14 protein-coding genes are annotated in these 13442 nt (G+C 67.4%); 4 read left to right on the top strand and 10 right to left on the bottom strand.

The window, feature by feature from the left end:
• Positions 1-52: 52 nt before the first annotated feature.
• From GY40_RS15845 to GY40_RS15835, 3 genes are read left to right on the top strand one after another with little or no spacing between them, the layout of a single operon-like run.
• Positions 53-1237 carry a pyridoxal phosphate-dependent aminotransferase gene (locus GY40_RS15845; protein WP_038363756.1) on the top strand — a complete coding sequence of 395 codons (1185 nt, stop codon included), beginning with the start codon at positions 53-55 and terminating at the stop codon, positions 1235-1237.
• A gap of 2 nt (positions 1238-1239) precedes the next feature.
• A complete protein-coding gene (locus GY40_RS15840; RefSeq protein WP_051988123.1) occupies positions 1240-1602 on the top strand; it encodes an NIPSNAP family protein in 363 nt (120 codons plus the stop codon).
• Positions 1599-1928, top strand: a complete 330-nt coding sequence (locus GY40_RS15835; RefSeq protein ID WP_038363753.1) for a DMT family transporter — start codon at positions 1599-1601, stop codon at positions 1926-1928. The genes GY40_RS15840 and GY40_RS15835 overlap by 4 nt, the downstream gene beginning before the upstream one ends.
• Before the next feature lie 155 nt (positions 1929-2083).
• On the opposite strand, the gene GY40_RS15830 is transcribed toward GY40_RS15835, so the two are convergent.
• Complete coding sequence (locus tag GY40_RS15830; protein WP_038364412.1) at positions 2084-2896, bottom strand: DUF3108 domain-containing protein; 813 nt, start codon at positions 2894-2896, stop codon at positions 2084-2086.
• A 291-nt stretch (positions 2897-3187) separates the two neighbouring features.
• On the opposite strand from GY40_RS15830, the gene rpmB reads away from it, so the two are divergent.
• Positions 3188-3475 carry a 50S ribosomal protein L28 gene (rpmB, locus tag GY40_RS15825; RefSeq protein WP_038363751.1) on the top strand — a complete coding sequence of 96 codons (288 nt, stop codon included), beginning with the start codon at positions 3188-3190 and terminating at the stop codon, positions 3473-3475.
• A 173-nt stretch (positions 3476-3648) separates the two neighbouring features.
• Here rpmB and GY40_RS15820 read toward each other — a convergent pair whose 3' ends face one another.
• From GY40_RS15820 to GY40_RS15780, 9 genes are all read right to left on the bottom strand, one after another.
• Positions 3649-4647 carry an esterase-like activity of phytase family protein gene (locus tag GY40_RS15820; RefSeq protein WP_038363749.1) on the bottom strand — a complete coding sequence of 333 codons (999 nt, stop codon included), beginning with the start codon at positions 4645-4647 and terminating at the stop codon, positions 3649-3651.
• A complete protein-coding gene (gene cobT / locus GY40_RS15815) occupies positions 4647-6545 on the bottom strand; it encodes a cobaltochelatase subunit CobT (RefSeq protein ID WP_038363748.1) in 1899 nt (632 codons plus the stop codon). Before cobT ends, GY40_RS15820 begins: the two co-directional genes overlap by 1 nt.
• A complete protein-coding gene (locus tag GY40_RS15810; RefSeq protein ID WP_038363747.1) occupies positions 6542-6958 on the bottom strand; it encodes a GNAT family N-acetyltransferase in 417 nt (138 codons plus the stop codon). Before GY40_RS15810 ends, cobT begins: the two co-directional genes overlap by 4 nt.
• An 8-nt stretch (positions 6959-6966) precedes the next feature.
• Positions 6967-7317 carry a GFA family protein gene (locus tag GY40_RS15805; RefSeq protein ID WP_038363746.1) on the bottom strand — a complete coding sequence of 117 codons (351 nt, stop codon included), beginning with the start codon at positions 7315-7317 and terminating at the stop codon, positions 6967-6969.
• Between the two features lie 16 nt (positions 7318-7333).
• Positions 7334-8317, bottom strand: a complete 984-nt coding sequence (cobS, locus tag GY40_RS15800) for a cobaltochelatase subunit CobS (RefSeq protein ID WP_185747962.1) — start codon at positions 8315-8317, stop codon at positions 7334-7336.
• Between the two features lie 168 nt (positions 8318-8485).
• Entirely contained in the window at positions 8486-9682 is a 1197-nt protein-coding gene (locus tag GY40_RS15795) for a glycosyltransferase family protein (protein ID WP_038363743.1), read from the bottom strand.
• A complete protein-coding gene (locus GY40_RS15790; protein ID WP_038363741.1) occupies positions 9679-10929 on the bottom strand; it encodes a glycosyltransferase family 4 protein in 1251 nt (416 codons plus the stop codon). Before GY40_RS15790 ends, GY40_RS15795 begins: the two co-directional genes overlap by 4 nt.
• Positions 10926-11588: a hypothetical protein gene (locus tag GY40_RS15785; protein ID WP_038363740.1), complete on the bottom strand. Its 663-nt coding sequence runs from the start codon at positions 11586-11588 to the stop codon at positions 10926-10928. Before GY40_RS15785 ends, GY40_RS15790 begins: the two co-directional genes overlap by 4 nt.
• 87 nt (positions 11589-11675) lie before the next feature.
• The gene (locus tag GY40_RS15780) at positions 11676-13442 is read right to left on the bottom strand and encodes an adenylate/guanylate cyclase domain-containing protein (protein ID WP_248311182.1); all 1767 of its coding nucleotides are present in this window, start codon (positions 13440-13442) and stop codon (positions 11676-11678) included.

Below are 13442 nucleotides of genomic sequence, written 5' to 3'. Positions count from 1 at the left end.
CCCAAGGCCGCTGGCAAGCAGGCCGCCGGAAACGATCACGCCCGAGGCCATCATGACCCTCCATGTCGCCCCCGCCTTCGCCCGAATCGGCGAGGAGAACGCCTTCGCCGTGCTGGCACGGGCGACGGAACTGCAGCGACAGGGCAAGGACATCATCAATCTCGGCATCGGCCAGCCCGATTTCGCGACGCCGGAGCATATCGTCGAGGCGGCGGTGAAGGCGCTGCGCGACGGCCATCACGGCTACACCCCCGCGAACGGCATCCTGCCGCTGCGCGAGGCCGTCGCTGCCGATCTGCACAAGCGCTTTTCCGTGGAGGTCTCGCCGGAGAACGTGATGATCGTGCCCGGCGGCAAGGTCACCATGTTCATGGCGATCCTGATGTTCGGCGAGCCCGGCGCGGAAATTCTGTATCCGGACCCGGGCTTCCCGATCTACCGCTCGATGATCGAATACACCGGCGCGACGCCGATCCCGGTGCCGGTCCGCGAGGAGAACGGCTTCGCCTTCTCCGCCGAGGAGACGCTCTCGCTGATCACGCCGAGGACGCGCCTGCTCATCGTCAATTCGCCGGCGAACCCGACCGGCGGCGTCACGCCCAAGAGCGAGGTCGACAAGCTCGTCGCAGGCCTGGCGAAGTTCCCCGACGTCGCGATCATGTCGGACGAGATCTACGACCAGATGGTCTATGACGGCGAAAGCCACGTCTGCCTGCTCAGCTATCCCGAGATCCGCGACCGGCTGATCCTGCTCAACGGCTGGTCCAAGACCTACGCCATGACCGGCTGGCGGCTGGGCTACTCGGTCTGGCCGAAGCCGCTCTACGACAATGCCCGCAAGCTCGCGGTGAACTCGCATTCCTGCGTCAACGCTCCCGCGCAATGGGCGGGGCTGGCGGCGCTCACCGGCCCGCAGGATGCCGTCCACGCCATGGTGGCCGAATTCGACCGGCGCCGGAAGGCGGTCGTGAAGGGGCTGAACGGCCTGCCCGGCATCTCCTGCGCCGTGCCGAAGGGCGCTTTCTACGCCTTCCCGAACGTCTCCAGGACCGGCTGGAAGGCGAAGAAGCTCGCCTCCGCCCTGCTGGAGGATGCCGGCGTTGCCACCATCGGCGGCCCGGATTTCGGCGTCCATGGCGAGGGCTATATCCGCCTCTCCTATGCCAACTCGCTGGAGAACATCGAGAAGGCGCTGGAACGGATGCGCGCATTCCTCGAGAGCCGGCAGGTGGCCTGAGCATGATAACCTGCCATCTGCGCTATATCGTCGATCCCTATCAGCTTCCGGCCTTCGAGGCCTATGGCAAGCTCTGGATCCGGCTCGTCGAGAAGTTCGGCGGCGTGCATCACGGCTATTTCATGCCGTCGGAAGGAACCTCCAACGTCGCGCTGGCGATGTTCAGTTTCGCGTCGCTCGCAGCCTATGAAGAGTATCGCGAGCGCGCAGCCACGGACCCGGAATGTCAGGCCGCCTTCGCGATGAACGAAAAGGACCGCTTCATCGTCAGCTATGAGCGCTCCTTCTTCCGGCCGGTTTTCGAGGATGACCGCGGCGCGTCCCGCGCTCCCTCGGAACGCCGGACGAACGCCGTGACCGCATGAGCTATCTCTACCTGGCCATCGCCATCGTCAGCGAGGTGATCGGCACCTCGGCGCTGAAGGCCTCGAACGAGTTCACGCGGCTGTTGCCGTCGCTGATCACCGTCGCGGCCTTCTTCTGCGCGTTTTATTTCCTGTCGCTGTGCCTGCGGACGATCCCCGTCGGCATCGCCTATGCGATCTGGTCAGGCGTCGGGATCGTGCTGATCAGCCTGATCGCGCTGGTGCTTTTCGACCAGAAGCTCGACCTGCCCGCGCTCGGCGGCATGGCGCTGATCGTCGCCGGTGTCATGGTGATCAACCTGTTCTCGAAATCGGCGGCGCATTGAAGGCTGCATAGGGTCGAGCCCTCATCCTGAGGAGCAAGCCAACGGCTTGTGTCTCGAAGGATGCTTCAGGAGATTCCGGAGCCTTCTGGACCCTCCTTCGAGACGCCGCTTCGCGGCTCCTCAGGATGAGGACTCCTGTGAACGGCCGAGCGCGTTCAGTTCCGCGCCGCGCTCGCCGTCACGCCCGGATCGACCTTGAAGCTCGACGCCTCGATCACCGCCGTGCCAATCATCGTCTTCACCGAGATGCGCACCGGCACCATCACATCGGTGCCCGCCACGGGTGCGAGCCAAGTGGTGATGTCCTTGTTCTCGGCCATGAACTTGGTGCTGGGCCGGAGCGCCCGGTGGCCGGCGATGGGGACATAGCGCGCCTGGCAGATCGAGACCGGCCCGCTATAGCCGTCGAGCTTGACGTGGCGGGTGCCCGCGCTCGAGAGCTTGATGTCGTAGCGCGCCGCGCCGTCGAAGATCGGCAGGGTGCGGTTGCAGGCGTCCTTGCCCTTGCCGTTGACCGGCATGATGAAAGCGCTGAGCGGGTCGACGATGTTGCGCTTGTTGCCATCGGTCAGCGGCACGCGATCCGGCTTCTCGTCGATCGGCGGCTCGATGTCGATGCCGGCGACGCTGTTGTCGGCGAGCGCCATCCGCACGGTGCGGCTCTCGCTGGAGTTGGCCGCGCTCACAGCGAAGGTCTTGGGCGAGAGCTTGCCGCCGACGAGCGCCCCCGTCGCAGCGCCCGAGCCGCGGCCGCCGGTCACCCCGCCGACCACGCCGGTCAGCTTGGCGACGAGGTCGAGCTTGTAGTTGGCGCCGTCGATGCTGCCGCTCAGGCCGGCCTTGCCGAAGGTGATGCCGAGCAGCGAGACATCGTATCTGGCGTCGAGCGACGCCGCCTCCACCGCCGCGGTGGCGAAAGAGATCGAGAGGATCAGACCTGCCAGGGATGATGCGACGGCGGGCTTCATCCAGTTCCTCCGGAGCGGCGCGATCATGCCGCGACATGCATTGTGAATCGGTCCGAATCGTGACCGCAGCGCCGCCCTCGGGCAGCTTTCCGATGAAAGCATCCGGCCCGGCGCTTTACGATCCCTTAACGCTGATGGATTGCCATCGCGGTGCTTGGAGTTTTTCTTGACGTGGCTCACAGCCTTGGCTATGGAACCGCCAACTCAATTTGACTTCCGGTGCTCGATGGCCGGCACGTCGCGTGTCGGCATTTTTATTTGAGCGAACCGGGGATGCAAGGAACGATTGCCATGGCCCGCCGTTGCGAACTGACCGGGAAAGCCACCCAGAGCGGCCACCTCGTCAGCCACTCGAACCGCAAGACGAAGACCGTCTTCCGCCCGAACCTCGTCAATGTGACGCTGCAGTCGGACGCGCTCGGCCGTTCGGTGCGCCTGCGCATCTCGGCCAACGCCCTGCGTTCGGTCGAGCATCGCGGCGGCCTCGACGCCTTCCTGCTCAAGGCTGCGGCCGACGACCTCTCGGTCGGCGCTCTCGGCCTGAAGCGCGACCTCGAGAAGAAGCTCGCTGCCAACTGAGCGGGTTTTCATCTCGGGTTTGAACGAAGCGGCCGCAAGGCCGCTTTTTTCGTTGGCGAATGAGGCGTCATTCTCGGGCGAAGCGTAGCGCAGACCCGAGAATCTCGGGACGAGAAGGCATCGGAACTTCATTCGGCAAGAGATGGTCGGGTCAAGCCCGACCATGACGCCCACTATGCGACCAGCTCGAATTCCAGCAGCAGCGTGCGCTGCAGGATCGAGAAATTATCGTCCGAGATCAGGGTGAGAATCGTCCGCCCCTGATCCAGATGGACAGAGAGCCCTTCCATATTGTCGATCTCGAAACCGAGATCGGCCTCGATCAGGTAGGGCCCGTCGAGCAGCGCGCCGGACTTGAGGTCGCGCCCGGCGATTCGCCGGATCCGCATGCCGACGCCACGCCACGGCCTGTACCAGCGCTCCAGCACCAGCATGTCGCCGGAGGGCAGGAAGGCGAGATCGGTGATGTCGTAGCCGTCATGGCGCACGACCTTGAACAGCCCCGGCCGGCCGGGGCTCAGGATCACCCCCAGCGTCGGCTCGTTCTCGCGGCCGGAGCGCTCGGCGATCGCGACCACGGTGCCGGCAAGCGGCCCCGCCGGCACCACGCCGACCGCCTCCAGGCTGCGGTTGCTCGGCAGGCGCTTGACCTCGGGCGGCACCGGCAGCGAGCGCGCCCGCGCCTCGACGCCCTCCCCGGCCCAGTCGAAGCGCAGCACCTCATGCGTGCGCTCGACGCCGACATAGGCGACGCCACCGGCAATCGCGAGGCTCTCCGTATCGAAAGAGCGCGTGCGCGCCAGCGGCCGCCCCGAGGCGCCGAGGATGGGTGCCATCTCGGCGCTCCCCAGCCCGACCAGCCGCCCAGCGTCCGAGGCGACCTTCGCCGTCAGCCAATAGCCGCGATCACTGACCGAAACGAGTTCGCGCCCATCGACGGAACGCCACAGCCCGGAGAACCCGCCGAAGCGCGGATGGCTGCAGGACAGCACGAGCCCGCCGCGAAACTGCAAGGCGCCGAAGCGCCGCTTCTCCGGGCTGCGCGGCTCGAAGGCGGCGATGCGCCGCGCGCCGATCTCGACGGAAAAGCGATTCTGCTCGATCGCCTGCGCCGCCGGTGGCAGCGCGAGCGAACCCAGCCCTGCCAGCAGGCCGCGACGGCTGAGGCGCATCAGTGCAGGCGGCGCGAGCCGGAAGCGGATCCGGAAGCCGGGCCATCTTCCTCGAACAGCTCGGCGAGCTTCTCGGTCATCACGCCGCCGAGCTCCTCGGCATCGACGATGGTGACGGCGCGGCGGTAATAGCGCGTGACGTCATGGCCGATGCCGATGGCGATCAGCTCGACCGGTGAGCGCGTCTCGATCTCGGCGATGACATGGCGCAGATGCCGCTCCAGATAGTTGCCGGCATTGACCGACAGCGTGGAATCATCGACCGGCGCGCCGTCCGAGATCACCATCAGGATCTTGCGCTGCTCGGGCCGGCCGAGCAGGCGCTTATGTGCCCAGTCCAGCGCCTCGCCGTCGATATTCTCCTTGAGCAGCCCCTCGCGCATCATCAGGCCGAGATTCTTGCGGGCGCGGCGCCAGGGAGCGTCGGCGGCCTTGTAGATGATGTGCCTGAGATCGTTGAGGCGGCCCGGATTGGCCGGCTTGCCCGATTGCAGCCAGGCCTCGCGCGAAAGCCCGCCCTTCCAGGCGCGCGTGGTGAAGCCGAGCAATTCGACCTTGACGCCGCAGCGCTCCAGCGTCCGCGCCAGGATGTCGGCGCAGGTCGCCGCGACCGTGATCGGCCGTCCGCGCATCGAGCCGGAATTGTCGATCAGCAGCGTGACGACCGTGTCGCGGAAATTCACATCCGATTCCTGCCGGAAGGAGAGCGGCTGGAACGGGTCGATGATGATGCGCGGCAGCCTAGCCGGGTCGAGCGCGCCCTCCTCCAGGTCGAACTGCCAGGAGCGGTTCTGCTGCGCCATCAGGCGCCGCTGCAGCCGGTTTGCAAGCCTCGCGACGACGCCCTGCAGATGCGCGAGCTGCTTGTCGAGATAGGCGCGCAGCCGGGTCAGCTCCTCGGCGTCGCAGAGCTCCTCGGCCGTGACGATCTCGTCGAACTTGACCGTATAGGCCTTGTAGTCCGTCGCCAGGCGGCCGTCATTCTTGCCTTCGCGCGGGCGTGGCGCCTCGCCGGCCTCCTCGGATTCGGAGTTCTCGTCCTCCTCCTCCCAGTCGCCCGCCGGCGCGTCGGATGATTCGGAGGCGCCCTCCTGCAATTCCTCGGTCGCGTCCTCGCTGACCTCGACCTCGGAGCGGTCGGAGCCGCTCTCCTGGTCGGACTCGCCTTCCTGCTGCTGCTGATCCTCGGAGGACTGATCCTGATTGTCCTCGTCCTCCTCGGATTCGTCGCCCTGCGCGCTCTGGTCGGCCATGTCGAGCGCCGCCAACATGTCGCGCACCGTGCGGGCGAAGCCGCGCTGGTCCTCGATGGTCTTCGACAGCCGGTCGAGATCGTCCCCGGCCTTGGCCTCGATCTGCTCGCGCCAGAGCTCGACGATCTTTTCGGCCGCCTTGGGCGGCTTCAGCCCCGTCAGCCGCTCGCGCACCATGAGCGCCACCGCATCCTCGAGCGGCGCATCGGCCCGGTCGGTGATCTCCTCATAGCGCCCGCCACGGTGATAGCGGTCCTCCAGCATCGCCGAGATGTTGCCGGCCATGCCGGACATGCGCCGCGCGCCGATGCACTCGACCCGCGCCTGCTCGACCGCGTCGAAGACGGCGCGCGCGGCATCGCCCTCCGGCGCGGCGCGGCGGTGGATCGCAGCGTCATGGCAGGCGAGGCGCAGCGCCATCGAATCGGCGTGCCCGCGCAGCACCGCGACATCGCCGGCCGTCAGCTTGCGCGGCGGCTCGGGCAGGCGCGCCCGCTCGCCGACCAGCGAAGGCTTGTCGGCGGCGAAGACGATTTCCATCTCCGGCTTGCGCGCGATGGCCTTCATCGCACCGGAAATCGCCCGCTTCAGCGGCTCGGCCGGGGCTTCCTTCGGCGTTCCGGGCTTGCGGTTCGAGATGCTCATAGCGCCTTCGTGAAATGATGCAGCGTTTGACCGGCCACCGGATAGTTCTCCATCCGACCGCACTCGCGATAGCCCAGCTTGGGGTAGAAATCAGGAGCCTGGATGCTCATCGTCGAGAGATAGACGCCACGTGCGCCATAATCCCTCGCCCGCTGCTCGGCCTCGGCCATGATGGCCGCGCCCTGTCCCGCACCGCGCTGGCTTTCGTCGATCCAGAACAGGTCGACATGGAGCCATTCCCACTTCAGCTCGCCGACCAGCCCACCGAGGATCGCGCCATCCGCATCGCGCAGGCTGATCGTCAGCGGCTTGCCGTTGCGCGGGCCGACCCTCGACTGGTTATGGGCGCTCAGGCCGCGCAACACCGCGGCACGCGTCTCGTCCTGCTCGGGCTCGACCGTGATCGCGACCATCGCTCCCCCTAGCGCGAGCGCCCGTCATAGGCCGTCGGCGACAATTCGGTCGGCTCGACGCCAACGAGGCAGCGCACATTCACCGCGACCATCGGCGTGCCGTCGGGCCCATTCGCCTTGGCAAAGGATTCGATGCCACAGGTCTCGCAGAACAGATGCTGGATCTTCTGCGTATGGAAGCGGTACTCGGTCAGCGCATCCTCGCCCTTGGTCAAGGCAAATGAGCTCGCGGGCGAGAACGCGAGAATCGAGCCACGGCGCTGGCAGTAGGAGCAGTTGCAGGTGAGCGTCTGCCCGAGATCGGCTTCGACCTCGTAGGCGACCCGCCCGCAGTGGCAGCTTCCCTGATACTGCGCCATGGCTCGTATCCTCTCGTTAGCTGAGGACCACGTTCGCCGCGCTCTCCGGCAGTTCCTTGCCGAAAGAGCGCTGGAAGAACTCGGCCACCAGCGTGCGCTCCATCTCGTCGCACTTGTTCAGGAAGGTGACGCGGAAGGCGAAGCCGATATCGCCGAAGATCGCCGCGTTCTCCGCCCAGGTGATGACCGTGCGCGGGCTCATCACGGTCGAGAGATCGCCGTTCATGAAGGCGTTGCGGGTGAGATCGGCGACGCGGACCATCTTGTTGACGATGTCCTTGCCCTCCGGGCTCTTCTGGTAGTGCTTCGACTTCGCCAGAACGATCGCGACCTCGTTGTCATGAGGCAGGTAGTTCAGCGTGGTCACGATCGACCAGCGGTCCATCTGGCCCTGGTTGATCTGCTGCGTGCCGTGATAGAGGCCGGACGTATCGCCGAGCCCGACCGTATTGGCGGTGGCGAACAGCCGGAACGCCCCATGCGGGCGGATGACGCGCTTCTGGTCGAGCAGGGTGAGCTTGCCGGATTGCTCCAGTACGCGCTGGATCACGAACATCACGTCCGGGCGGCCGGCATCGTACTCGTCGAAGACGAGCGCGATGTTGTTCTGCAGCGCCCAGGGCAGGATGCCGTCCTGGAACTCCGTGATCTGCTTGCCCTCCTTCAGCACGATCGCGTCCTTGCCGACGAGGTCGAGGCGCGAGACATGGCTGTCGAGGTTGACGCGCACGCAGGGCCAGTTCAGCCGGGCGGCGACCTGCTCGATATGGGTCGACTTGCCGGTGCCGTGATAGCCCGAGATCATGACGCGGCGGTTATGCGCGAAGCCGGCGAGGATCGCGATGGTGGTGTCGCGATCAAAACGGTAATCCGGGTCGAAATCCGGCACATGCGGATCGGCTACCGAAAAGGCCGGCACCTCGAGGTCTGTGTCGATCCCGAAGGTCTGCCGCACCGACAGCTTCATGTCGGGCAATCCGGGCGCGGTCGTCGTCGTCATCATCGTGTCTCCGGGCGCAGGGCCTTGACCGGAAGTTGCCGGTTACCCAGTGCCGACCGAGGAGGGAGGCGGATCATCCCTCATTAGAGCGAAAGACCGGAAGCGGCAATTCGCAAAGCTGCACCCCAGCCCTCGCAAGGGGCATGCCGGCTCAGTGTCCCGGACATCTCAACGCCGCTCCCGCAGCAGCCGTTTCACCGCCGCGACGGCGCGTCCTCCATCATCGGCCCGGAACCCGCCGGCGGGAACGGAGCGCCCGATCTGCGTCTCGACGGCGCGAGCCAGCCCCTCGGCCGTCAACGGCTCGGCGCCCGACAGCCGCAGGCACAGGGCAAGCCCCGCCCGTTCCAGCGCCTCGGCCCGGACAGCCTGCTCCGTCTCCGCCCCCGCATCGAAAGGCACGACGATGGCCGGCCGCCGGGCCGCGATCAGATCGAGCACAGTGTTGTAGCCGGCCTGGCTGATCGAGACGGCACAGCGGGCGAGCAGGGTCGGGAAATCAGGCCGAGCCCGCTCGACGATAGCATTGTCAGGTGCCGAGGCCGCAAGCTGCCGGAACGCCTCCTCCGCCACGCTGCGCCCGACGAGAATGCGCCAGCGCCGCACAGCCGGCCCGAGCCGCGCTGCAGCCAGAGCAAGCTCGAACAGCGGCACGGCCGCAGCCGAACCGCCCCCGGAGACGACGATTTCGCCCCTCCCCTCCAGGCCTTCATCCTGAGGAGCCATTTCGCCGGAGATGGCGTTTCGAAGGATGCTTGGAGCAGGCTTCGGCCTGTCCGCGAGATAGCCCGTGTAGCGCAGCTTGGTCCTGAGCCCGGCCTCGACCGGCCAGGATCGCTCCAGCGGCAGGAAATCCGCCTCGCCATGGACCAGCACGGCATCGAACAGCCCTGCGATACGCTCATGCGCCTCGGCGATGCGCGTGGGCTTGGGCGTCACCAGCACGTCCCGCACCGAGGCCAGCACCAGAGCAGCGGGGTTCGCTGCCTTCGCGGCCGCAATCGCAGCCAAGAACTCCTCCGCCAGTTGCCGGCGGCCGAAGGGGAAATGCTCGGTGATGACGACGTCCGGCCGCAAACGCGCCGCCAGCTCCTCGACCATGGCGATGCGGGCGGCCATCCGCCCGACCTCGACCGGCTGGCCCGCCTCATCGAGCAAGCTGCGGAAATCGACGCCCTCGGTCCTGACCGGCGGCAATTGCACAAAGGCGAAGGGCTCCGCCTCCATCGACCGCAGCGTCATGCCGCCGCTGGCGAGCGTCACCGCGAAGCCGCCGCGCGCCAGCGCCCGGGCCAGATGCGCCGCCCGCACCAGATGCCCGCTGCCGAGCAGATGCGTGACGACAATCAGGACCGTACCGCTCATGCGCCCTCGCCCGACGAGGCCCGCAGCATGCCGGCGATCCGGTCGAGTCCAGCCGCCGCCGAGAACGATGTCGTCAACCGCTCGAAGGCGGCCTCGCCCAGCGCCGTGCGCTGCTCCGGCGAGCCGGCGAGTTTAGCCAGCGCGATCCCCAATCCATCGACATCGCCGGGCGGCACGAGCAGCCCTTCGACGCCCGGCCGCACGAATTCGGGAATGCCGGCGAAATCGGTCGCGACGATCGGCAGCTTCTGGCTCGCCGCCTCCATCACGACGTTCGGCAGGCCGTCGCGGTCGCCATCCCCCGCCTGTTTGGAAGGCAGCACGAAGATATCAGCCTCCTGCAAGGCGGCGATCACCTCGCCCTGCGCCTTCGGCCCCGCCCAGATGATCCGGTCCGCGAGACCCAGCGCCCGCGCCTGTTCCTTGAGCGCCTTCAGCATCTCGCCGCCGCCGATATGGGTCAGCCGCCACTGCAGCAGGCGGGGCAGTCGTGCCAACGCGTTCAGCAGATCGTCGAAGCCTTTCTTGGCGACGGCGCGCCCGACCGTGACGAAACGCACCGGATCGGCCGCATCCGATCCATCACGCAGCGAACGGGCGACGGGCGCTGGAAAGCGCGTGAGCTCGAGCCCGTGATAGACCAATGCGACCTTGCCGGGCGGATCGGAGAGCCGCTCCAGCTCGCCATGCCCATCCTGCGTGCAGGTGACGCCCCAGGCGGCATCAGCGATCTTCTCGCGCTTCTCCCAGTCGGGCGTCGTCCAGATGTCCTTGGCATGGGCGGAGAAGGACCAGCTCAGGCCCCGAAGCATCGCCGCGTAGCGGATGACCGAGGCCGGCGTGTGCAGGTAGTGCACATGCAGATGCCGGATATCGGCGGGCAATTCCCGCGCCATGACGCAGGCTTGGCCAAAGCGGCGCCAGCGGTTGCGCGTGCGGTCGCGGGCGAGATCGCGCAGGAAGACCGGCAGCAGTCGCACCAGCCCCCGCCGCAACAGCGCGGCAAGGATGCCGCGCGCCACGCGCGCCCACTCGTCATGCAGATATTCCGGCAGATAGCGCAGCGGCGCCGTGATCTGCTTGTGCATCAGGTGCCGGTCCGCATCGGTCGGGTGGCGCAGCGACCAGATCTCGAAGGGGACGTCGCGCTGCTGCAATCCCAGCAGCTCCTGCGCGATGAAGGTTTCCGACAGGCGCGGATAACCTTTCATCGCGATCGCGATGCGCGGCGGAGCAGAACGGCTCATCGCCGGCCGATCAGCATGAAGCGGGTGTAGTTCTTCGTCGGCCGCGCTCCGGCGAAGCAGATCTCCGCCAATCCCGCCTGCTCGCGAAAGGCGTCGAGCGAAGGCACGCAGCTGCGGTGGTCGGGCTCCCGATAATAGTCGTTCGACTGCAGCAGCAGCGGCAGCCCGGCCGGCAAGCTTGCAAGCCAGCCCGGCACGTCGTCGAGATGCTCGCAGCTCGTGTTGACGACGAGCCCCGGTGCCGGCGAAAGCGCGGCGAAATCCAGCTCCGTCATATCCGCGGTCACGGCCCGGAAGCGGCCGGTGGCGACATGGCGATGGTTCAGCGTCTCAGCCACCGGAGCGCAGGTGGGATCAATGTCGAGGCTGACGACCTGCCCGATATCGAGCCGGTCGTCGTCGAGCAGCAGCGCGCCGAGCACGCCATACCAGGCGCCGAGCACCCAGACCGGGCCATCGGGCCTGGGCAAGGTCTCGGCCAGTGCCTCGACCAGCCACTGCTTCGAGGCGATCTGCTTGTGGTTGCAGGCGATCGAGAGGTCCGGCGGCGCGCCCTTGCCGTAGAGCCGGGCGATGTCGCCGACGATACGGTTGCCCGACAGGGCCGCCATGCCCTTCAGCAGGTCGTGGAAAGCCTCGACGGGCGGTTCTGGCGTCATGGTTCGTTCGGATAGGATGAGGGCGGGCGGACCATAGAGGCGGTCATGACCCATGGATAGGGGGCGCGAAAGCCCGAGCCGGCAGGCTCAGGGCGCGGGTGACTTCGGGGGCGCAGCGTCGGAAGCCCCCTCCGGTCCTGCCTCTGCGACCGCAGCCGCCTCGCCGCCGGCCGTGGCGCCCGACGGGGCCGCCGCAACGGCCGCGCTCTCCCGCTTGCGCTTGGCGATCTCGGGCGCGCTGGCGAAGCCATAGGCGATGAGGGGCTTCTCGCGCCCCTTGATCGCGATCTTGAGAGCGGTCGTGCCGGCATAGCTGCGCCCGCTCGCCCGGATGGTGTCCTCCGAGACGACGACATCGGAGAGCACCCGGCGCGTCGCCGATTCGAGCTGGCTCGCGATCATCACCGTCTCGCCGACCGTGATCTCGCGCCGGCCGAGATTGTCGTTCCCGACCGCGCCGGTGATGGCGTTGCCGGTGTGGATGCCGATGCCGATCCTGAGCGGCAAAGGCAGCGCGGCGCCGAACTCGCGGTTGAGCGCCTCGACGGCGCGCACGATGTCGGCCGCGGCCGCGATCGCCGCCTGCGCGGCCCTGGCCTGTGAGCCCTCCAGGCCGAAAACCGCCATGAAGCCGTCGCCATAGAAGGCGTCGATGCGCCCCTCATGGGCGGTGATCGCCTGGCCCATCTCGTCGAAGAAGCGATTCAGCAGGCCGATGAGCTCCTGCGGCAATTGCCGTTCCGACAGGGCGGAGAAGGCGCGCAGATCCGCCACCACCACGGTCAGGTCGCGCTTGCCCATGGTCGCGTCCGGCTCGAGGCCGCGCCCCGGCGCGGCGTTGAGGCGCGAGGCGAGCAGGATCTGGACCTGGAGATCGTCGCGCGGCCGGATCTGGCATGCCAGCCTGACGCGATCGGGCGCCGAGATTCGCCGCAGCAGCTTGGCCTCGTTGGCCGTCGGCGGCGGCAGGGTGTCCGCGCCGTCGATCACCAGGACGCGGCAGGTGGCGCAGCGCGCCCTGCCGCCGCAGAGCGCCGCATGGGGAATGCCGAAACGGCGGAACATCTCCAGCACGGTCGGGCCCGGAGCCAATCGCCGCGTGCCGTGCCCGACGAAGCGCATCGTGATCTGCCGCGTGGTCCGCACCCTGATCTCGCGCGCGCCGACGAACAGCACGAAAGAGCCGACGAGGCCATAGAACAGCCCCTTCGCCCAGGTCACGTTGAAGTCGAACATCGACTCCTGCGCCTGGCTGATCCGCTCGGGCGGCAGCGCCATCTGCAGCGCCTCGCGTGCGCCGACCGCGAAGCCGATCAGCGCCAGCAGCGGCACCAGGATCGCCGCCAGCAGGAAGACGTCGCGCCAGTGCCGGTAGCTGTCCCGCGAGCGCAGCAGGAAATGGATGCCGATCATCCCATGCGTCCAGACCAGCAGAAGCAGGAGGGACTGCGACAGGGCCAGGCGCGGCCACAGCCGCCGCAGCATCGAATGATAGCTCTCGTCGACCTGGAAATAGGCCCCCATCACCCGCGTGCTGATGATGTGATCGACGAGCAGCAGCGGGATCGCGAGGCCGAGCGCGATCTGGAGCATCTCCCGGACCGGCATCTTGAAAGTGCGGCGCTGCGCGACCCGCACCAGCGCGAAGAGCGGATGGACGATGAAAGAACCGTAGAGCGCCACCGTGCCGGGCCAGGTGTGCCAGAACCAGTAGCGCCAGTTCTGCACCGCCTCCATGGCCTGCAGCCCGAAGATGCCGACGGCGTGATTGATGAAATGCGTGGTCGCGAAAGCCAGCAGGATCAGCCCGGAAACCAGGCGGATGTCGCGGCTCCAGGACGATACTTGCTGCAT

The sequence above is a fragment of the Allobosea sp. UNC402CLCol genome, from assembly GCF_000745475.1.
GTDB classification, from domain to species: domain Bacteria; phylum Pseudomonadota; class Alphaproteobacteria; order Rhizobiales; family Beijerinckiaceae; genus Allobosea; species Allobosea spartocytisi.
The sequence above is the reverse complement of the archived record's forward strand: the minus strand, read 5'-3'. Positions and strand labels throughout refer to the sequence as shown.

What these genes read in the sequence shown, in the direction of transcription:
- GY40_RS15780 (WP_248311182.1), bottom strand. Translation starts at nt 13,442, where the DNA reads ATGCAGCAAGTATCGTCCTGGAGCCGCGACATCCGCCTGGTTTCCGGG.
- GY40_RS15810 (WP_038363747.1), bottom strand. Translation starts at nt 6,958, where the DNA reads ATGGTCGCGATCACGGTCGAGCCCGAGCAGGACGAGACGCGTGCCGCG.
- GY40_RS15785 (WP_038363740.1), bottom strand. Translation starts at nt 11,588, where the DNA reads ATGACGCCAGAACCGCCCGTCGAGGCTTTCCACGACCTGCTGAAGGGC.
- GY40_RS15840 (WP_051988123.1), top strand. Translation starts at nt 1,240, where the DNA reads ATGATAACCTGCCATCTGCGCTATATCGTCGATCCCTATCAGCTTCCG.
- GY40_RS15835 (WP_038363753.1), top strand. Translation starts at nt 1,599, where the DNA reads ATGAGCTATCTCTACCTGGCCATCGCCATCGTCAGCGAGGTGATCGGC.
- GY40_RS15790 (WP_038363741.1), bottom strand. Translation starts at nt 10,929, where the DNA reads ATGAGCCGTTCTGCTCCGCCGCGCATCGCGATCGCGATGAAAGGTTAT.
- GY40_RS15830 (WP_038364412.1), bottom strand. Translation starts at nt 2,896, where the DNA reads ATGAAGCCCGCCGTCGCATCATCCCTGGCAGGTCTGATCCTCTCGATC.
- cobT (WP_038363748.1), bottom strand. Translation starts at nt 6,545, where the DNA reads ATGAGCATCTCGAACCGCAAGCCCGGAACGCCGAAGGAAGCCCCGGCC.
- cobS (WP_185747962.1), bottom strand. Translation starts at nt 8,317, where the DNA reads ATGACGACGACGACCGCGCCCGGATTGCCCGACATGAAGCTGTCGGTG.
- GY40_RS15805 (WP_038363746.1), bottom strand. Translation starts at nt 7,317, where the DNA reads ATGGCGCAGTATCAGGGAAGCTGCCACTGCGGGCGGGTCGCCTACGAG.
- rpmB (WP_038363751.1), top strand. Translation starts at nt 3,188, where the DNA reads ATGGCCCGCCGTTGCGAACTGACCGGGAAAGCCACCCAGAGCGGCCAC.
- GY40_RS15845 (WP_038363756.1), top strand. Translation starts at nt 53, where the DNA reads ATGACCCTCCATGTCGCCCCCGCCTTCGCCCGAATCGGCGAGGAGAAC.
- GY40_RS15820 (WP_038363749.1), bottom strand. Translation starts at nt 4,647, where the DNA reads ATGCGCCTCAGCCGTCGCGGCCTGCTGGCAGGGCTGGGTTCGCTCGCG.
- GY40_RS15795 (WP_038363743.1), bottom strand. Translation starts at nt 9,682, where the DNA reads ATGAGCGGTACGGTCCTGATTGTCGTCACGCATCTGCTCGGCAGCGGG.